Raw genomic sequence first — 17,692 nt, 5'->3', positions numbered from 1 at the left:
CAGGCGTCCGGTGCCCGCTCCGTGCCTCAGGGCGACGGCAGGCGTCGCAGCGACGTCATCGGGAACGGCACCCAGAAGGGCGTCGCCACCGCGTCCCCGTCCAGGGAGAACCAGGGCCCTGACCTCGTCGCGAGCACGTGGAAGTCCTGCGCGGGCGTGAAGCCCTGGCCCATCAGCGCCACGCGCCCGCCCTTCGCGTCGGTGGCGACGTCCAGCACCAGCACGGTGTGGCCGGGACTGCCGCCCAGGACGAAGAAGTCCCCGGGGCGCAGCTGCTCCCGGGAGGGGCGCGCGGCCTCCGCCTGGAGCGACAGCGTGCCCGCGTAGGTGAAGAGCAGGTCCAGGTAGCCCCGGAAGGCCCGCCGCGAGTCGTCCTTCGCCGCGCTCCCTGGCACCCACGTCACCTTCGAACCGGCGACGCGGGCCCGGTCCCCCGCCGCGTACCGGGGCCACGCCGCCAGGTGGCCGCTGGTGAAGCGGTAGGCGATGCGCTCCTGCTGGCCGGAGGCCCAGCGCCATTCGGCATGGAGCCGGAGGATGGAGTCCGCGCACTGCTGGAGGTTGACGGAGCCCACGTCCAGCTCCCCCACCGCCGCGAGCCGGGCATCGTCCGCCGCCAGCACGGTGTTCCCCTGGAAGTCGCGCACGGACGCACCTTCGGGGCGCAGGGGCAGACCGCGCAGCCACGCACCGAAGGAGCCCGCCTCCACGGGCACCCGCGTGTAGCCCTCCGGTGGCGCGAAGGTCTCCTCCAGGGCACGCACCTTCACGCCGGCGGAGAGCCACGGATAGCGCGTCCTCTCCTCGACCGTGGGGGAGTGGGGCAGGACCGCCGCTCGCTGGGAGTGGGGGGCCGCGTCGCAGGCGACGGTGCCCAGCACGGACAGCCCGAAGAGGGCGCTCATGAGCGAGCGGCGCAGGGGGTGGAAGGGTCCCATCGCAATCACGGGGGAGGCTCCAGGAGACAGGGGCCGGGACGAGCCCCGGACCGACGGGTGGGACACCGGTGGACGGTGGTCGGGTCCCGAGGCCCTGCGTGAAGTCGTTCGCTGGACGCTCGCCGTCCGGGACAGGTGCGCCCTGGGGAGCGAGCACTAACTTTTGAGTGCCATGCACCGTCGGGCAAGCCTTGTGCTGCTCAATGCACTGTCCCTGTCGCGTCTTCCGCTCGCCGCGGTCTTCATCGTGGTGGCGGACCTGCGCTTGCGGGCCCTCCTGGTGGTGGTGGCGGCGGCGACGGACTTCCTGGACGGCTGGATTGCAAGGCACCGGGGGCTGGCCACGCGCTGGGGGGCGCTCGTCGACCCGGTGGCGGACCGCGCCTTCATGGTCACGGCCTTCATCGTGTGCCTGTTGGACGGGCTCATCGGGCCGGTGGAGCTGTTGCTGCTGCTCCTGCGAGACGTCGGCACGGCGATTGGGTTCATCGTCGCCAGGCTGCGGCCGGACATGCGGGCCATCGAACTCAAGGCGCGGATGCTGGGCAAGGTGGTCACCGCGCTGCAGCTCGCGGTGTTGTTGTGCGTGCTGCTCTACGCACCGCTGGTGCGTCCGCTCGTGGCGCTCGTCGCCCTGCTGTCGCTCGCGTCGGTGGTGGACTACACGCGAGCGGTGTGGAGCAAGCGCCAGCGCCAGCAGCTGCCGCCGCCCCGGCCGGCCCCCCGGATTCCCCACGGGCCGACCGGCGCGCCGATGAACTCCGCGCGGAAGTAGCGCGCCACGGGCCTATGCCGGCAGGGCGTGTGCGTTCGGCGCGAGCGCGTGGGGAAGCCGCTCGCGTTCGCGCTCCATCGCGGCGCGCTCGCCCGCGGACATGGCGTCCCAGACCTCATCCATCGTGTCGAGGAGCGCATCGACCTCCGGCGACTCACCGCCTGGAGCGCGAGCGCGGACGAGGGCCAACTTGTGCAGCAGGGTGCGGTATCGGTCGAAGACCGTCATGGTGGAAGACCTCCGTCCCCCAGACGCGCGCGGAGGCGGGGGGCTGACGGAGGCGGGACTTCACTTCAGCCTGGCGGCACGGCGGGCAGCGTCTCCGGTGAGCACGGCGATCTCCCGCGTGTGGCTCTTGCCCACGAGGTTGACCACGGCGCGCACCTGTTCGCCCTCCTTGAGCTGCGTGGCGCGGATGGATTCACCGTCGCGCAGGACGCGAGTGCCGGTGCCGATCTCCAGCGGCAGGCGCGTGCCCTTGTCGATGATGACGACCTCCTTCGACGACACCGAGTACACCGTGCCCGTGTAGATGGCATCCACCACGGCGATGCCCTCCCGTCCCGAAGTCGCCGCGCCCGCGGCACCGGTGCCGGTGCCGGTGCCGGTGTTGCCCGTGCCCCCGGTGCCGGTAGTGCCAGTGCCACCCGTGCCCGGGGTTGCACTCGTCCCCGTGTTGCCCGTGCCCCCGGTGCCGGTAGTGCCAGTGCCACCCGTGCCCGGGGTTTCACTCGTCCCCGTGTTGCCGGTGCCGGTAGTGCCAGTGCCACCCGTGCCGGGACTCGTACCGGCCCCCGTGCCACCCGTGTCCGGGGTTGCACTCGTGCCCGTGCCACCCGTGCCCGTGTTGCCTGTGCCACCGGTGCCGGCGGTATTGCCGGTGCCCACGGTGTCCGAGGGCGCACTCGTGCCCGTGCCCGTGCCACCCATGCCGGGACTCGCACCGGCCCCCGTGCCACCCGTGCCCGTGTTGCCAGTGCCACCGGTGCCGGTGTTCTCCGTGCCACCCGTGCCCGGGCTCGCACTCATATCGCCCGTGCCGGTGTTGCCGGTGCCCGGACTCGCACCCATGTCACCCGTGCCCGTGGTGCCCGCACCACCGGTACCCGGGTTGTCATCCGCACCCGTGTCACCCGTGCCCGTGGTGCCCGCACCACCGGCACCCGGGTTGTCATCCGCACCCGTGGTACCGGTGCCGCCGGTGTTGCCCGCGCCACCGGCACCCGGGTTGTCATCCGCACCCGTGTTACTGGTGCCACCGGGATTCATGTTGGCGTCGGCGCTGCCCGAACCAGCGGTGCCCTGTGTCGGAGTCGGAGTCGGGGCCGAGCCCGCGTTGCCCGAGCCCCCGGCGGCTTGATCCGTGCCCGCTGGGCTCGCACTGGAGGGCGCCTGCTGGGCCGCCGTCCCCGAGCCCCCCGTCCCCGCGTTCGTCGCCGGCTGCGAGGTGGCAGGAGGCGTACCGGCCGCCGTCCCCGCTGACTCCCCGGACGACGCATCGTCAGCCTGTGCCAGCACAGGCCCCGGGCCCGCGCCTACCAGCAGGCAGGCCACGCCCGCGATCCCCAAGCCCCTCAAGGTGTCTCGCTTCATGCGTGGCGCTCCTCCCATCCGGGAAGGTGCGCGCTCCGACACCGGGAACCACCGGCCGGGCGGCCCTGCGCTCGCACGCACGCAACCCCTGCCACCACGGCCTGGAGCCCCGGGAGGAACGGCCTCACCCCCGGAAAATGGAACGCCCCCGGTCCCACTGAGGGGCCCGGGGGCGAAGACCTTCACGCGAAGCCGTCCGCCGTCACGGCAGCGGAAGCGGTCCCCCCCCCATGGGCAGCGAGCGCGCCAGCTCCACGGCCTTGGCCGCCTGCACGAGCCCATGGCCGTACTTCACGTCGAACCCCGGCGTCGTCTTGTCGTCCAGCGCCGTCTTCTCCAGCACCTCGCGGACGTGCCTGGCGGAGAGGTCCGGCCGAGCGCTCATCACCAGCGCCGCCACACCGGACACGTGCGGGGTCGACATGGAGGTCCCCGACTCGCGCTGGTAGTCCAGCCCCCGGGTGCTCACCGTGACGTCCTGGCCCACCATCGCCTTCAGGTCCACTCCGGACGCCATCGACACGGACACCGTGGGCACCCAGTGCGTGTTGGCGGAGCCCAGCGTGAAGGTGCCCTCGCCGTCATCCGCCACGTTGTTGCCGATGATGATCGCGCGCGCGCCGGCTTCGATGACGTTGTGCGCCTTCTCCTCGAAGAAGATGTCACCCCGGTCCACGTACGCGACGAAGCCGTCGCACGTGGCGGCCGCACCGCAGGCCCCCCGGTCCGTGCCCAGGCCGCAGTCCACCAGCCGGCCCGTGTAGGAGCCCTCCGCGGTGTACGAGAGCGGCGAGGACACGAACGGCTTCGAGCCCGCCTGCACATCGGACAGCGCCGCGGCGCCCAGCACCGTGGCGCTCAGCACGTTCACGCCCGGGGCCACGACGGACAGCTCCGGGCCGTACTGCGAGAAGCTCGCGTAGTCGCCCGCCAGGTCCACCGCGCCCACCGCCATCACGTACGTGTTGTACGCGGCCGGAAAGGAGATGCGCTCCTTGCCGTCGTTGCCGCTGGCGGCCACGGACAGCATGCCGTTGCCGCTGTCCCACACCCGCTCGAACGCGACCCGCTCCTTCTCGGAGGGCTCCGGAGCGCCCAGCGACAGCGAGGCGATCCGCGCCCCTTCCCCGCGGCACCACTCCACCGCCGCGATGACGTCGTCGGTGCTGCCGCCGCCCTTCACGTCCAGCACGCGCGCGACGAGCAGTGACGCACCGGGCGCCACGCCCACCACGCCGTTCGGCTCTTCTCCGGGCGACACGCGTGCGCCCGAACCCGTGCCGAACTGCGCCAGGATGGTCGCCGCCACGTGGGTGCCGTGGCCGCCGCCCACCGTCACGATGCCCAGCTCCTCGCTCACGTCGGACGCGTCGGAGTCATCGTCGACGAAGTCCTTGCCCTTCACGAACGCCTCCTTCAGCTCCGGGTGCTTGCTGTCCCAGCCGCTGTCGATGACGCACACCTTCACGCCCGCGCCCGTGGGTGCGCCGGTGTCGAAGACACCATCGTTGTTCGCGTCCCACACCTGCGGGGCCTGCACCATCTTCAGGCCTTCCGTGTACTCGCCCACGGAGCCCTGCGTGCTGAGCACGCCCTGCCACGACACCAGCGGCGGCCGCGTCGGCAGCCCCATCGCGTAGACGCGGCGGTTGGGCTCCACGGAGAGCACGTCGGGGTTCTTCTGGAGCGCCGCCAGGGCCTCGGGCGACAGCCGCGCGGACACCATGTTCAGGCTCGGGAAGCGCCGCTTCACCGTGCCGCCCTCGCGCTCCACGACCGCCGCGAAGTCCGCCGTGGCGGCCACCGCGCTGGCGGACACCTTCGGCTTGAAGGTGATGAGCACCCCGTCCGGGGCCTCCGCCGCCGCGAGGCCGGAAGACCTCTGCCCGGGGAGCCTGGAGCCCGTGGTGCCGGGACATGCCTGCGGCAGGACGTCGATGGGGTCGGGTTTCTCGCCACCGCAAGCCACCAGACCGGACAGCCCAAGCCAAAGCCAACGCTTCATGGGGTGCATCTCCTTCGTGCCCGGCCAGCATGAGGTACCGCGCCGCGACCCGACGCCCTCGAAATTGGCGGCCGGGAGGAACGGGCAAGCCCTGCCTCCCGTTCCCGGAATCAATTTAAGCATGGACGCAGTCCGGCTGCTCGGGCGGCTGTCGTGCGCCCGACGCGCGCCGGGTACCAGTCAAAGTGCAACCACCAACGCTGCCGCGCGCGAAACCGCTCCCATCCAACATCCCGGCGCACGACCTGGCGCGTCGGGGTGTCAGGCGTCCGCGGGGTCCACGCCGAAGATGCGCTGGGCGTCCACGTCGTAGGTCGCCAGCTGACGCGCGGTCTCCGCCGCGTCCCAGCCCAGGAGCGGCGCCATCACGACCGCGGCCCGCGCGGCGGCGGCGCGGCCCTGGTCGCGCGTCTCGAACGCGACCTTGAGCCGGCGGATGAGCAGGTCGGCCAGGGTCTGGACCATCTCGTGGGACACGCCCCACGCGGCCTCGGCGCAGCGGTAGGGCAGCCCGTCCACGAGCGGCTCGGCCAGCGCCGGCGTCTCGCGCGTGAGCGCCCACACCGCGCGCCAGCGGCTGCCGTACGCCCGCACCAGGTGGTCGCCCGTGGCGGCGTCGCCCACCTCCTGGCGGGCCGCCGCGAGCTCCGCGTCCATCCGGGCAATGTCGCCGCCGGGCAGGGGACGCACGTCGGTGGTGGACTTGCGGTGGGGCAGCGCGAGGTGGCGCTCCACGGCGTTGACCACGTCGCGGGCCATGACGCGGAAGGTGGTGAGCTTGCCGCCGCTGATGGCCAGCACGCCGGAAGGGCTCACGTCGATGGCGTGCTCGCGGCTGGCGCTGCCCGCGTCGGTGTTGCCGTGGTAGCCGCTGGCGGCGAGCGGCCGGATGCCGGCCCAGGCGCTCACCAGGTCATCGCGGGTGAGGTGCGCGTCGGGGAAGAACGCGTTGGCGGACGTGAGCAGGTAGGCCACGTCCGCCTCGCTCGCGCGCACCTCGGCCGGGTGGGCGCGGGTGGCCGTCTCGGTGGTGCCGATGATGGTGAACGCGTCCGCGGGCAGGATGAACATCACGCGGCCATCCACGGGGGACAGCAGCGTGAGCGCGTCCTGGATGCCCAGACGCGAGCGGGGCACGGCGATGTGCACGCCCTTGCTGCCGCGCACCGTGGGCCCGCTGCGGGTCGTCCCCGAATCGAGCTGGCGGATCTCATCGCTCCACGGCCCGGTGGCGTTGACCACGGCGCGAGCCTGCACGGTGAGCTCCTCGCCCGTCAGGTGATCCACCACGCGCGCACCCGTGGCCTTGCCGTCCGCGAACACCAGCTGCTTCACCGACGCGTGGTTGAGCACCACCGCGCCCGCCTCGCTCGCGCTCAGCGCGTTGGCCAGCGTCAGGCGCGCATCGTCGGTGGCCGCGTCGTAGTAGCGCGCGCCGCCCTTCAGCCCCTCGGAGCGGATGCCCGGCTCGGCCTCCAGCAGCTGCTTCAGCGACAGCCGCTGATAGGCCTTCACGTTGCGGAACAGCGACAGGGCGTCGTACAGCATGAGGCCCGCGTTGAGCTTCCAGCGAGGCACCCGGGCGCCTTCGTACACGGGCCACACGAAGGCCAGCGGGCGCACCAGGTGGGGCGCCAGGTGCAGCAGGCGCCGCCGCTCGATGCTCGACTCGAAGACGAGCCCCAGGTGGCCGTGCTCCAGGTAGCGCAGCCCGCCGTGGATGAGCCGGGAGGAGCGGCTGGACGTCCCGCTGGCGAAGTCCTCGCGCTCCACCAGCGCCACCTTCAACCCGCGCAGCGCCGCGTCCCGGGCCGCGCCCGCGCCGGTGACCCCGCCGCCAATGACGAGCAGGTCGAAGGGCTCGGTCCCCAGCGCGCGCAGGCGCTCGGCCCGCGAAGGCGGTGGCGCGGGCGTCTCACCCGTGGAGGACGGAAGCGAACGGAGCACGGCGGATTCGGAACGCACCCCCAGAGTGTATGACGGGAAGTCTTCCGCCGCAGCGGATTCCAATGCAATGCGTCAAGCGGTCCACGGGCAAGGGGGCACGGAGGCCTGGGGAGTGTCGAACAGCGCTCGGGAGGGGGCGCTTGCGTGTCCAGAGGCCGACGGCTAGGCAGGCGGGCTCCGTCTTTCCCTCGCAGTCCTGGACGCCTTTCGCGAACAAACGACCGTGTGGGACTCCCGAGACCGACGCGACCTGGCCTGCCTGGGACTGATGGTCCTGGTGTACGGGCTCGCGGTCGCCCCCGTGTTGCATGCGGTGGTGGGCCACGGCGGCGGGCTGGAGGGGCACGCCCACGTGCCTGGGGCGAAAGGCCACGTCCACCGCCCCGGCAGCTCGGAGGCGAGCTCGGAGCCGAGCGCGGAGCACGAGCCATCCGCCCCAGGTGAAGCCCCCGGGTCTCCGGACGGGGCTGACGACGAAGGCCAGCACGGGCACGGCCACCAGCACCTGACGGGCTCCGTGGAGCACCTGCTGGCCATGGCGGCGAGCTGGACGGTGTTCCTGCCACCCGCGTCGCGGTGGGTGTCGTGGTCGGTGGCGCCAGCGCGAGCGCCGCAGTGGCGGCCGGGTCAGCGGTGGCGGTCCCCGGCGATGCCGCAGGGCCCATAGAAAAACCAGGCCCCTCCGCACTTCCGGAAGGACCCATCGCGAGCATGAGACCCGTCTGGCCATCCGGGCCAGGCGTGGGCCGTGAGCGCATGTCGTCCCGGCAGTCTTCTTCCCAGGTCCCAGGTGTGCGCCGAGACGCGCGCCAGGGACGTGTCGCCATTTCCTCGTGCCGATGTCTCCCGTGCTCATGTTGCCCTTCGCGCTCGCCACGCTGTCGACGTGCCTTCAAGCCATGCCGAGCCCCGTGCCGCCCCCCGCGGTGACGGAGGTGACGTCGTCACAGCTGCCAACCGAAGCGCAGCCGGCCCCGGAAGCACCGCCCACGGAGCAGGCAGCACCCGCCCCCTCCGAGCCGCCCGCGGCGGAAGCCCCGCTCCCGGAAGAAGGCCCGAAGCAGCGGGCCACGGTGGTGCGAGGGACGCGTCCTGCGCAAAGCGCCTCGGAGGTGACCATCGGCCGGGACATCCTCGACACGGCACCGCGCAGGAACGCGGTGGACGTGCTCCGCGTGGTGCCGGGCCTCGTGGCCTCGCAGCACAGCGGCGAAGGCAAGGCACAGCAGCTCTTCCTCCGAGGCTTCGATGCGCTGCACGGCCAGGACGTGGAGCTGAACGTCGGAGGCCTGCCCGTCAACGAGGTGAGCCACATCCACGCGCTCGGCTATGCGGACACGAACTTCGTCATCCCGGAGCTCGTCCACTCGCTGGAGGTGACGGAGGGCTCCTATCGCGCGTTCCAGGGAGACTTCGCGGTCGCGGGAACCGTGCGGATGGAGCTGGGCGCGAGGGACCCGGGCGTGGAGTTCGCGGGAACCCTGGGCCAGTTCGGCCAGCGCCGGCTCGTCGTGACGGTGCGTCCGGGTGAGGACCCCGGCACCTTCGCCGCGGCGGAGTTCGGCGAGTCCAACGGCTTCGGCCCGCAGCGGGGCCACGGCCGCGCGTCCCTCCTCGCCCAGGCGAACGTCCACCTCGGCAATGGCCTGAGCGCGCGAGTGCTCGCGGGCAGCTACGTCACGCGCTTCGACTCGCCCGGTGTCGTGCGCGAGGACGACCTGGAAGCAGGCCGGCGCACGTTCTACTCCGGCTCCTTCCCGCGTCAGGGCGGCACGGTGTCCCGGCACCAGCTCCTGCTCGGCGTGGAGCTGCCGCGAGAGGGCACGGCGCGCACGCGGCTGGAGGCCTTCGGAATCCTCTCGGACCTGCGGCTGCGCAACAACTTCACCGGCTACCGGGTGGACGACCGGGGTGACGGGCTCGAACAGACGAACGGAGGCTCCACGCTGGGCCTGCGCGCCGAGCACCGCCGGCAGGTCTCCCTCTGGGGCCACCCCGTCTCGCTGGAGCTGGGGCTCGGAGCAAGGCGCGACGGAATCCAGCAGACGCAACGCCGTTACCGGGAGACGGACGGCACCTTCTTCGCGGACGAAGTGGACGCGAACATCACCCAGACGGATGTCTGGGGTTACGCCGAGGCCCGTCTCCCCCTGGGCCGCTGGGCCTTCCGTCTGGGAGGCCGCGCCGACGCGCTGGGCGTGGAGGTCTTCGACGCGCTCGCCTTCCGCGACCCGCGCTTCTACGACGGGCAGGGCTACTCGCGCAGCGCCTTCGGGGTGCACTGGGGCGCGAAGGCCGGCGTGGAATATGCGCTCACGGACACCTGGGCCCTCTTCGCCAGCTACGGCGACGGCTTCCGCTCCCCCCAGGCCCGAAGCCTCTCGGAGGCAGAGCGAGCCCCCTTCGTCAACGTGCACGGCGCGGAGCTGGGCACCCGCAGAGAGGGCGAGCGTCTGTCCTTTCAAGCCAGCCTCTTCGGTTCGCAGGTGGCGGACGACTTCTTCTTCGACCACACCGTGGGCACCACGGTGTTCACGGGAGAGACGCTGCGCACTGGCGTCTCCGCGGCGCTGCAGACGCGCCCCCTCCCGGGCCTCACCGCCGCGCTGAGCGCCACGGTGGCCCACGCGACGGTGACGAAGACAGACGCGCTGCTGCCCTACTTCGCGCCGCTGGTCGCACGAGCGGACCTTGGCTGGGAGCGCCCGCTGTCGGGCCTGGGCGCCGTGCTGTCATTGGGCACGGGCCTCACCCTCATCGGTCCCCGGCCGCTGCCCTACGACGAGTTCAGCCACACGGTGTTCCTCGCGGACGCCCAGGTGGCGCTGCGCAGGGGCGCGTTCGCGCTGCGGCTCGACGTGATGAACCTGCTGAACACGCGCTGGCGCGACGGTGAGTTCGTCTACAGCTCGCGCTTCGACCCATCCACCCCGCCGAGCCTCGTGCCGGCCCGACATTTCACCGCGGGGTCGCCTCGGACGGCCGCGCTCACCCTGGAGGTCCACCTGTGATGTCCCACTCCCCTGCCCTGCTGCGCACGCTCGCGGCGGCCGCGACCCTGATGAGCCTGGGCTGCGGCGACGGCGCCAAGACCGAGGCGGAGCGGCGCACGTTCGGCGTCGCGATGAGCGCCACCTTGCCCACCGGCCCCAACGAGCACGGCTGGACCGTCACCCCGGAAGCAGTCCAGCTCTCGGTGGGCGCGGTGCGTTTCTTCGAGGGCCGCGTGCTGCTCTCCCGAGCCCCCCGCTTCGACTGGTATTCGCTCATCGGAGGCACCGCCCACGCGCACCCCGGCCACTACGTCCCTGGAGACGCGCTGGGAGAGGTGCTGAACGTCCAGACGGTGGATCTGCTCGCGGGCAGCGACCTGGGCAGCGCCAACGCGGTGACGGGCTCCTACGGGTCGTTGGAGTTGACGCTCGCGACGCCCACGGCGGCCACCGACACCCAGAACCTGCTGGGCGGCCATCAGGTGCACGTGCGGGGAACGGCCACGCACGCGACGGGGGCGACGGTGCGCTTCGACGCGGCGGTGGACCTGCCCAAGGCAGCCATTGAAGGCGTGCGCTTCGAGCGGGAGCTGAAGCAGGAGCCCGGCTCCGTGAGCATCGCGGTGGACCTGGGGAAGTGGGTGGGCCGCATCGACTTCGCCACCGCGTCGCAACCGGACGCGGCTGGCATTTCCACCTTCCCCGCTGACAGCCAGGCGCAGAACGCCCTGGTGCGCGGCGTGGAAGACACCAGCGCCTACGTCGTGACGTGGGTGGAAGGAGCAGCGCAATGAAGAAGCAGTGGTTGATGGGAGTGTCGTGCCTGGGGCTCATGGCCTGCTCGTCGGGCCAGGGCAACGTGACGTTCACGGCGTACGGCGAGGACTTCATCGAGAAGCAGATCCCCGCCTCCGCGTTCGAGGACGGCTGGAGCGTGCGTTACGACAAGTTCCTCGTGAAGCTGGGGGAGCTGAAGGTCGCCAACCGCGAGGGCGAAATCGCCGCCGAACAGGCGCCCGCGAAGGTCTACGACGTACACCGCCCGGGGCCGGTGAACGTCGCGGCCTTCACCGACCTGGCCTCCGAGGAATGGGACGAGGTGAGCTACGCCATCGCCCCCGCCCCGGACGCCACCGCCGGCAACGCGGACGCGGAGGACGTGACGCGGATGAACACCCAGGGCTGGTCCGTGTACGTCGAAGGCACCGCGACGAAGGGCACCGTGTCGAAGCGCTTCCGCTGGGGCTTCCCCACCAACACGCTCTACGAGCGCTGCCAGAACGAGGACATCGGCACCGGCGTGACGGTCCCCAAGGGCGGCACGGAGACGGTGCAGCTCACCCTTCACGGCGACCACCTGTTCTTCGACGACCTCCAGTCGCCCGAAGCGAAGATGCGCTTCGACGCCATCGCCGCCGCGGACAGCATCGGAGTGGTGGGCCCGGACGGCGAGGTCACCCTCGATGAGTTGGGTACCGTGGACCTGACGTCGCTGCCCGCGAACCAGTACGGCACGGGGGGCGCGGGCAGCGTGCGCACCCTGCGCGACTTCGTGACGGCGCTCGTGCGCACCGTGGGCCACTACCGCGGCGAAGGCGAGTGCTCGCCGCGCGTTCGCTAGTCGCCAGGAAGCAAGAGAGGCCGGCGGACAGGAAGCCGGCCTCTCTCCTCACCACGAGCGACGGACGCTGCGCGGAGGGTGCCTCAGCGCTTCATCGGGTCGGTGCCGCCCGGCATGCCGCCACCGGTCGGCGTCGCGGGGGTCGGAGTGTTGGGCCGCTGCGGGTTCATCTGGTTGGCGCGGTTGTCCTGGGCGGCCTTGTGCTCCGGGCGCTCGGGGTTCTTGGTGTTGGAGCGCTGGTCATTGGGGGTGGGGTTCTTGTTCTTGCTCATCGTTTCGAAGGCCTCCGTGTGTCCAGGCATGCGCGCCAGGACAGGGAGCAGGGTAGGGAGGCCCGCTCTGGAAACGCAGGGACCCGGGGGGCGCCCTGCACTGTCGGACATCGGTCGCTCGGAGCCACGTTCAAGCGGCAGGAGCGGCCGGTATCTGCCTTCCTGGATGCGAACGAGAAGGCGGATGCCTACTCCTGAACCGAGGGAGGTACGCGCGTGAAGACGGTGACCTACGAGCGCAGTGGTCGGACCAACACCGGCGCGCAGGCGCTGCGGGTGGAGGGCTTGAAGCACCTGCGCGTCCTCGAGCAGGGCGAAGCCGTGGTGGAGCGGGACCTGACCCCGGAGGAGATCCACCGGCTGACCCCGCTGCTGGAGAGGGTGCAGCGAGAGCCGGAGCCCGCGGCGCTGGTGCCCCAGGCCGGAGGCCCCGAGGGGCTGGCGGTGACCCTCGCCTTCGAGGACGAGGAGACCCCGCGCGTGCGGCTCGCCACCGACTGGCTGCCGGCGAAGGGCGCCGGGGGCGGGTATGATCGCCTGCTCGCGGAGCTGGACGCACTGCTGACCGCGGAGCTCCACGCCCGCGCACCCCGCCACGCCCATGCCGTCCTGCCACACCAGCTGCGCCATGATGAATAGCGACAGCGAATGACAGCGGCCCACACGGGGCCCCCGAAGGGGACGGCCGGTGCTTGCCGCGAAACAAGCCGGAGCGGGAGCGATAAGCGGGGACAGCAGGGGAGCGACCGCGGGCGGTTGCCCCGGCGGCCCGCTTCTGACAGACACGTAGCATGAAGCGCGTGCAGTTCTCCGTGCACCGCACGGTCGGAGAGGCGCGGATGCTGGCGGGAGCCCTGGAGTCGGCCGGTCTCTCGGTCGACATCCGTGGCGAGTCGCTGGTACCGCTGAGCGGGGAGATCCCCAGCACCGAGGCCTGGGTGGAGCTCTGGCTGTGGCCCCAGGAGATGGAGACCGGCCGACAGGTCCTCTCCGAGCTGCAGGCCAACCAGGAGGCCGCGAACCGTTCGGTGACGTGCCCCCGGTGCAGTGAGGAGATTCCAGCCAACTTCGAGCTCTGCTGGAGTTGCGGGCTGGAGCTGCCTTCGGGCCTGCGCCCCCACCTGCGAGCCGTCTAGGGACCCGCCATGAGCGAGCCGTCAACCGTTCCAGGGGAGCGTCGCGAACGGCGTTGGAGCCAGGGCATGCGAGGCGTGCTCTGGGTGTCCGCGATCGCGCTCGCCATCCACGTCATCCCCCTCTTCCTCCCCCGGAACATGCCGGAGCAGGAGCTGGCCATCGCCCAGGCCACGGAAGACACCCCAAGCCGCCTGCGCTTCCTGGTGCCCCTGAAGACCAACGACAAGGCCACGGCGCAGGACCTGCGCACGGCGGCCGAACTCCTGCGCGAAGGAGCACCAGCCGAGGCCCACGACCTGGCCCTGGAGGCGGAGCGGAGGGACCCCACCTCGGTGGAAACCCAGCTCCTGCTCGCGCGCATCTGCGACCTGGAGCACATGGGCCGCTGCGTGGAGCAGTCCTTGAGCAAGGCCGCCAGGCTGGCCCCCCATGACGCCCGGGCGGAGCTGCTCCGAGCGGACCTGAGCGAGGAGAAGGGCGACCTCGAAGGCGCCACCCAGGCCCTGGCCCGCGCCCACGAGCGGGTCCCAGGCGATGCCAGGGTCGGAGTGCGCTACGGCCGGATGCTCAGCCGGCTGGGCAAGCCCGACGAAGCGCTGAAGGTCTTCGATGCGCTGGAGGGCAGGCTGCCCCAGGCCAGGCTCCTGGTGGAGCGCAGTCAGGTGCTGACCCGGGAAGGCCGGAGCCGCGAAGCCGTGAAGCTCCTGCAGCAGGCGGTGCAAGCGGACCCGAAGCTGACGGAGGGCCACCTCCAGCTCGGGCTCGCCTGGTTCCAGTTGGGGAACGCGGACGCCGCCGAGGAGGCCCTGCGCCGAGCAGACCGCCTGGATGTCTCCGACACGCGCCCCCTGGCGACGCTGTGCACGCTCCAGGTGAGGGCTGGGAAGATTGAAGGAGCCCGCCAGACGCGCACGGACCTGGAGCGGCGCTTCCCACAGCGGATGGATGCCATCCGCGAATTGTGCCGGCTGCCCTGACGGTCAGCGCGGCTCCTGCCCTCGGATTTGTCGCAGCATCCGCGCGGCCGCGATGACCGGCGCATCCACGGAGCCATCCGCCCGTTCAGTCCGGACCACGGCCTGGAGGAAGGGGATTGCCTCTTCATCGCGGCCCTGCTGGAAGAGCAGCTCTCCCAGGGCGAACCGGGCCTGGGTGAGGAGGACCAGGTCCTCCGCCGCCACGGCGGCATCAATGGCGTCACTCAGCGCGGACTCCGCGAGCTCAGGCTGCCCCCGCCCGAGCAACTCACGGGCGCGCTGCAGGTATTCGAGGGTATTCATGGGGCAGGTTCCCCTGCGGAGAAGACGGCAATGGAAGACAAGCGCCTGGTCGAGCTGGAAATCCGCTACACGCAGCAGCAGGAGCTGCTGCAGGAGCTGAGCGAGGTGCTCTACCAGCAGGGGCGTGTCATCGACACGCTCCGCTCGGAGCTGGACCGGCTCAAGCTCAAGCTCGAGGCCGAGCCGGGGCTGGTGGACGCCCGCCAGCAGGAGCGCCCGCCGCACTACTGAGACCTGGCCCTCAGAACTTGTAGCCGAGCCGCAGTCCGATGATGGGGTTCGGGTCGAGGTAGCCCACCTCGACACCGATGCTCGCGGCCTTGCCCTGGAGCCCGAAGCCGAAAGCCGCGTGGGCCTTGAAGGCGTCTCCCTTGAAGAAGATCCACGGACCCGCCAGGCCCTCGATGTAGACGGTCCGGCCGATGTTCGCGCGCAGGGAGATGTCCAACGGAACGCCAATCACATTGCCGTCCGTCACCAGCACCGCGCCGAAGCGAGCGCCCACGAAGATGGGCCCCGCGACGTGGCCTTCAACGCCCAGCGTGAAGTTGAACGCGGCGCTGGTGTCCACCCAGTAGTCCGCACCCACGCCAAGGCGAACGCCAGCTGCGGCATCAGAACGGGCAGGCGCGAGCAGGAAACCCAGCGCGAGCAGACCAGCGGCGTAGATTCGAAGCAGATGCATGCGAAAGGCTCCTGTCCAGCAAGAGGGGGAAGGAGCGCCACTCAAGCAAAGCAGACAGGGCCAGGCCAGCCTCAAAGGCATGCCGCGTAAGTTCGCACCACGCCGGATCAATCCGTGAGGAAGAACGCCTTCCCTGGGACCGAAAGCCAGGCAAGACATTGAGCCCGCAAAAGGCAAAAACCCCTGGCGCCTTGCGGCACCAGGGGCTTTGCTCAAAAAGAATCCGGCAGCGACCTACTCTCCCACGCGGTTTCCCGCGGAGTACCATCGGCTCTGGAGGGCTTAACTTCCGTGTTCGGGATGGGAACGGGTGTGACCCCTCCGACATTGCCACCGGAAAAGCGATTGACGGTGCATACGAAGGGTAAGTTGCAAGCTTCTGCTTGAGTGAAGCCTCTTCATTGAAGAAGAGTGAAACAGCTGTCTTCCGGGCAGACGCGATGCTTCGCGTCGTGGCCTCGGCCTTGGCCCCGAGTCCCTTACTCCCCGGTTAGGGGGCATGCAAGAGAAGGGGGAAAGTAAGCCGCTCGACTTATTAGTACTGGTTAGCTTAACGCGTTACCGCGCTTACACACCCAGCCTATCAACGTGGTAGTCTTCCACGAGTCTTCAGGGGCTTGCGCCCGGGATACCTGGTCTTGAGGTCGGTTTCCCGCTTAGATGCTTTCAGCGGTTATCCAATCGGCACATGGCTACCCAGCGATGCCTCTGGCGAGACAACTGGTACACCAGCGGTGCCTCCAACCCGGTCCTCTCGTACTAAGGTCAGAGCCTCTCAAGTATCCTACGCCCACAGCAGATAGGGACCAAACTGTCTCACGACGTTTTGAACCCAGCTCGCGTACCGCTTTAATTGGCGAACAGCCAAACCCTTGGGACCTGCTCCAGCCCCAGGATGCGATGAGCCGACATCGAGGTGCCAAACCTCCCCGTCGATGTGAACTCTTGGGGGAGATAAGCCTGTTATCCCCGGAGTACCTTTTATCCGTTGAGCGATGGCCCTTCCATTCAGGACCACCGGATCACTATGACCTGCTTTCGCACCTGCTCGACCTGTCGGTCTCGCAGTCAAGCTCCCTTATGCCATTGCACTCGACGCCCGGTTTCCAATCGGGCTGAGGGAACCATCGCGCGCCTCCGTTACTTTTTGGGAGGCGACCGCCCCAGTCAAACTACCCACCAGACAGTGTCCCAGTCCCGGCTGACGAGACATGGTTAGACACCAGAAATCAGCAGGGTGGTATTTCACCGTTGCCTCCACCGAACCTAGCGGCCCGGCTTCAAAGGCTCCCACCTATCCTACACAGCCAATCCCTAGTGTCACTGTCAAGTTGTAGTAAAGGTTCACGGGGTCTTTCCGTCTTGCTGCGGGTAAACTGCATCGGCACAGCTATTTCAATTTCGCTGAGTCCCTCTCCGAGACAGTGCGGAAGTCGTTACTCCATTCGTGCAGGTCGGAACTTACCCGACAAGGAATTTCGCTACCTTAGGACCGTTATAGTTACGGCCGCCGTTTACTGGGGCTTCGGATCATCGCTTCGCCTTGCGGCTGACGAATCCCCTTAACCTTCCAGCACCGGGCAGGAGTCAGACCCTATACGTCGGCTTGTCGCCTTCGCAGAGTCCTGTGTTTTTGGTAAACAGTCGCTACCGCCATTTCTCTGCAACCTCTCTCGGCTTCGGCTGTACGCCTACACCTACCAGAGGCCCACCTTCTTCCGAAGTTACGGTGGAAATTTGCCTAGTTCCTTGGAGGAGAGTTCTCTCAAGCGCCTTAGGATTTTCTCCTCACCCACCTGTGTCGGTTTGCGGTACGGACACCCTGCAGACTCCCTGCGGGACTTTTCTTGGAAGCAGAGCATCAGCGACTTACCCCTTGCGGGGCGCCATGGGATCTCGGGGATAGCTGCCGCGCCTTTAATCGTACGCGACACCCCTACGTCTTTAGACTGACACAACCACCGGTCAGCTCGCCTAGCTTTCTCCGTCCTCCCTCAGTTCAACGCCTGCAAGATGGCGCAGGAATATTAACCTGCTTGCCATCACCTACGCCTTTCGGCCTCGGCTTAGGACCCGGCTAACCCTGGGAAGATTAACTTGACCCAGGAAACCTTGGGTTTACGGCGAGGGGGTTTCTCACCCCCTTTATCGCTACTCATTTCGGCATCAGCACTCCCAGTCGCTCCAGCAGCCTTTTCAGTCTACCTTCGCTGCAACTGGGACGCTCCCCTACCGCCACGTACGCTTGACGTACATGACCCGAAGCTTCGGCACTAGTCTTGAGCCCCGTTACATTTTCGGCGCGGCCTGTCTTGACCAGTGAGCTATTACGCTTTCTTTAAAGGATGGCTGCTTCTAAGCCAACCTCCTGGTTGTCAATGACCTGCCACATCCTTTCTAGTGTTCACTTAGACTAGATTTGGGGGCCTTAGCTGTCGGTCTGGGT

General features: G+C 69.4%; 17 protein-coding genes and 2 rRNA genes. 9 read left to right on the top strand and 10 right to left on the bottom strand.

What is annotated here, in order from left to right; translation table 11 throughout:
• Nucleotides 1-26: 26 nt before the first annotated feature.
• Complete coding sequence (locus D7X12_RS10495; protein ID WP_244224478.1) at nt 27-938, bottom strand: DUF4846 domain-containing protein; 912 nt, start codon at nt 936-938, stop codon at nt 27-29.
• Nucleotides 939-1,110: 172 nt separating this feature from the next.
• Between D7X12_RS10495 and D7X12_RS10490 the strand changes: the two genes are divergently transcribed.
• Entirely contained in the window at nt 1,111-1,713 is a 603-nt protein-coding gene (locus D7X12_RS10490) for a CDP-alcohol phosphatidyltransferase family protein (protein ID WP_120625128.1), read from the top strand.
• A gap of 12 nt (nt 1,714-1,725) precedes the next feature.
• Here the strand turns inward: D7X12_RS10490 and D7X12_RS10485 are convergent, their stop codons facing one another.
• From D7X12_RS10485 to glpD, 4 genes are all read right to left on the bottom strand, one after another.
• A complete protein-coding gene (locus tag D7X12_RS10485; RefSeq protein WP_120625127.1) occupies nt 1,726-1,941 on the bottom strand; it encodes a hypothetical protein in 216 nt (71 codons plus the stop codon).
• 60 nt (nt 1,942-2,001) lie between these two features.
• Nucleotides 2,002-3,306 (bottom strand): hypothetical protein, encoded by a 1,305-nt coding sequence (locus D7X12_RS42335; protein WP_147443601.1) that lies wholly within the window; start codon nt 3,304-3,306, stop codon nt 2,002-2,004.
• A gap of 202 nt (nt 3,307-3,508) precedes the next feature.
• Nucleotides 3,509-5,311 carry a S8 family serine peptidase gene (locus tag D7X12_RS10475; RefSeq protein ID WP_120625125.1) on the bottom strand — a complete coding sequence of 601 codons (1,803 nt, stop codon included), beginning with the start codon at nt 5,309-5,311 and terminating at the stop codon, nt 3,509-3,511.
• Nucleotides 5,312-5,572: 261 nt separating this feature from the next.
• A complete protein-coding gene (gene glpD / locus D7X12_RS10470; protein ID WP_120625124.1) occupies nt 5,573-7,276 on the bottom strand; it encodes a glycerol-3-phosphate dehydrogenase in 1,704 nt (567 codons plus the stop codon).
• A 205-nt stretch (nt 7,277-7,481) separates the two neighbouring features.
• Between glpD and D7X12_RS10465 the strand changes: the two genes are divergently transcribed.
• From D7X12_RS10465 to D7X12_RS10450, 4 genes are all read left to right on the top strand, one after another.
• On the top strand, nt 7,482-7,925 hold the full coding sequence (locus D7X12_RS10465; RefSeq protein WP_120625123.1) for a hypothetical protein: 444 nt from the start codon (nt 7,482-7,484) through the stop codon (nt 7,923-7,925).
• Nucleotides 7,926-8,112: 187 nt separating this feature from the next.
• Nucleotides 8,113-10,269 (top strand): TonB-dependent receptor, encoded by a 2,157-nt coding sequence (locus tag D7X12_RS10460; protein ID WP_244224477.1) that lies wholly within the window; start codon nt 8,113-8,115, stop codon nt 10,267-10,269.
• Nucleotides 10,269-11,045 carry a hypothetical protein gene (locus D7X12_RS10455; RefSeq protein WP_120625122.1) on the top strand — a complete coding sequence of 259 codons (777 nt, stop codon included), beginning with the start codon at nt 10,269-10,271 and terminating at the stop codon, nt 11,043-11,045. The genes D7X12_RS10460 and D7X12_RS10455 overlap by 1 nt, the downstream gene beginning before the upstream one ends.
• Entirely contained in the window at nt 11,042-11,872 is an 831-nt protein-coding gene (locus D7X12_RS10450; protein WP_120625121.1) for a hypothetical protein, read from the top strand. Before D7X12_RS10455 ends, D7X12_RS10450 begins: the two co-directional genes overlap by 4 nt.
• A gap of 83 nt (nt 11,873-11,955) precedes the next feature.
• Here D7X12_RS10450 and D7X12_RS10445 read toward each other — a convergent pair whose 3' ends face one another.
• Nucleotides 11,956-12,144 carry a hypothetical protein gene (locus D7X12_RS10445; RefSeq protein ID WP_120625120.1) on the bottom strand — a complete coding sequence of 63 codons (189 nt, stop codon included), beginning with the start codon at nt 12,142-12,144 and terminating at the stop codon, nt 11,956-11,958.
• 216 nt (nt 12,145-12,360) lie between these two features.
• On the opposite strand from D7X12_RS10445, the gene D7X12_RS10440 reads away from it, so the two are divergent.
• The 3 genes from D7X12_RS10440 to D7X12_RS10430 all read left to right on the top strand — a co-directional run bounded on the left by D7X12_RS10440 (nt 12,361) and on the right by D7X12_RS10430 (nt 14,258).
• Nucleotides 12,361-12,783, top strand: coding sequence for a hypothetical protein (locus tag D7X12_RS10440; protein ID WP_120625119.1), 423 nt, complete (start codon nt 12,361-12,363; stop codon nt 12,781-12,783).
• A gap of 152 nt (nt 12,784-12,935) precedes the next feature.
• Nucleotides 12,936-13,280 (top strand): DUF7577 domain-containing protein, encoded by a 345-nt coding sequence (locus D7X12_RS10435; protein ID WP_120625118.1) that lies wholly within the window; start codon nt 12,936-12,938, stop codon nt 13,278-13,280.
• A 66-nt stretch (nt 13,281-13,346) separates the two neighbouring features.
• On the top strand, nt 13,347-14,258 hold the full coding sequence (locus D7X12_RS10430; protein WP_120625117.1) for a tetratricopeptide repeat protein: 912 nt from the start codon (nt 13,347-13,349) through the stop codon (nt 14,256-14,258).
• 3 nt (nt 14,259-14,261) lie between these two features.
• On the opposite strand, the gene D7X12_RS10425 is transcribed toward D7X12_RS10430, so the two are convergent.
• A complete protein-coding gene (locus tag D7X12_RS10425; RefSeq protein ID WP_120625116.1) occupies nt 14,262-14,561 on the bottom strand; it encodes a tetratricopeptide repeat protein in 300 nt (99 codons plus the stop codon).
• Between the two features lie 30 nt (nt 14,562-14,591).
• On the opposite strand from D7X12_RS10425, the gene D7X12_RS10420 reads away from it, so the two are divergent.
• Complete coding sequence (locus D7X12_RS10420) at nt 14,592-14,792, top strand: SlyX family protein (protein WP_120625115.1); 201 nt, start codon at nt 14,592-14,594, stop codon at nt 14,790-14,792.
• A gap of 10 nt (nt 14,793-14,802) precedes the next feature.
• On the opposite strand, the gene D7X12_RS10415 is transcribed toward D7X12_RS10420, so the two are convergent.
• The 3 genes from D7X12_RS10415 to D7X12_RS10405 form a co-directional block, all read right to left on the bottom strand.
• Nucleotides 14,803-15,246, bottom strand: coding sequence for a hypothetical protein (locus D7X12_RS10415; RefSeq protein WP_193345998.1), 444 nt, complete (start codon nt 15,244-15,246; stop codon nt 14,803-14,805).
• 221 nt (nt 15,247-15,467) lie between these two features.
• Nucleotides 15,468-15,584: ribosomal RNA gene (gene rrf / locus D7X12_RS10410) — 5S ribosomal RNA — on the bottom strand.
• A 176-nt stretch (nt 15,585-15,760) separates the two neighbouring features.
• A 23S ribosomal RNA gene (locus D7X12_RS10405) occupies nt 15,761-17,692 on the bottom strand; the annotation flags it as partial.

This window comes from Corallococcus sicarius (assembly GCF_003611735.1).
Classification (GTDB): Bacteria; Myxococcota; Myxococcia; order Myxococcales; family Myxococcaceae; genus Corallococcus; species Corallococcus sicarius.
The sequence above is the reverse complement of the archived record's forward strand: the minus strand, read 5'-3'. Positions and strand labels throughout refer to the sequence as shown.

Excerpts from the sequence above, each read along its gene's own strand:
- D7X12_RS10430 (WP_120625117.1), top strand. The coding sequence starts at position 13,347 with ATGCGAGGCGTGCTCTGGGTGTCCGCGATCGCGCTCGCCATCCACGTC.
- D7X12_RS10455 (WP_120625122.1), top strand. The coding sequence starts at position 10,269 with ATGTCCCACTCCCCTGCCCTGCTGCGCACGCTCGCGGCGGCCGCGACC.
- D7X12_RS10425 (WP_120625116.1), bottom strand. The coding sequence starts at position 14,561 with ATGAATACCCTCGAATACCTGCAGCGCGCCCGTGAGTTGCTCGGGCGG.
- D7X12_RS10415 (WP_193345998.1), bottom strand. The coding sequence starts at position 15,246 with ATGCATCTGCTTCGAATCTACGCCGCTGGTCTGCTCGCGCTGGGTTTC.
- D7X12_RS10495 (WP_244224478.1), bottom strand. The coding sequence starts at position 938 with ATGGGACCCTTCCACCCCCTGCGCCGCTCGCTCATGAGCGCCCTCTTC.
- D7X12_RS10445 (WP_120625120.1), bottom strand. The coding sequence starts at position 12,144 with ATGAGCAAGAACAAGAACCCCACCCCCAATGACCAGCGCTCCAACACC.
- D7X12_RS10435 (WP_120625118.1), top strand. The coding sequence starts at position 12,936 with ATGAAGCGCGTGCAGTTCTCCGTGCACCGCACGGTCGGAGAGGCGCGG.
- D7X12_RS10475 (WP_120625125.1), bottom strand. The coding sequence starts at position 5,311 with ATGAAGCGTTGGCTTTGGCTTGGGCTGTCCGGTCTGGTGGCTTGCGGT.
- D7X12_RS10460 (WP_244224477.1), top strand. The coding sequence starts at position 8,113 with ATGTTGCCCTTCGCGCTCGCCACGCTGTCGACGTGCCTTCAAGCCATG.
- D7X12_RS10485 (WP_120625127.1), bottom strand. The coding sequence starts at position 1,941 with ATGACGGTCTTCGACCGATACCGCACCCTGCTGCACAAGTTGGCCCTC.
- D7X12_RS10420 (WP_120625115.1), top strand. The coding sequence starts at position 14,592 with ATGGAAGACAAGCGCCTGGTCGAGCTGGAAATCCGCTACACGCAGCAG.
- D7X12_RS10450 (WP_120625121.1), top strand. The coding sequence starts at position 11,042 with ATGAAGAAGCAGTGGTTGATGGGAGTGTCGTGCCTGGGGCTCATGGCC.
- D7X12_RS10490 (WP_120625128.1), top strand. The coding sequence starts at position 1,111 with ATGCACCGTCGGGCAAGCCTTGTGCTGCTCAATGCACTGTCCCTGTCG.
- D7X12_RS42335 (WP_147443601.1), bottom strand. The coding sequence starts at position 3,306 with ATGAAGCGAGACACCTTGAGGGGCTTGGGGATCGCGGGCGTGGCCTGC.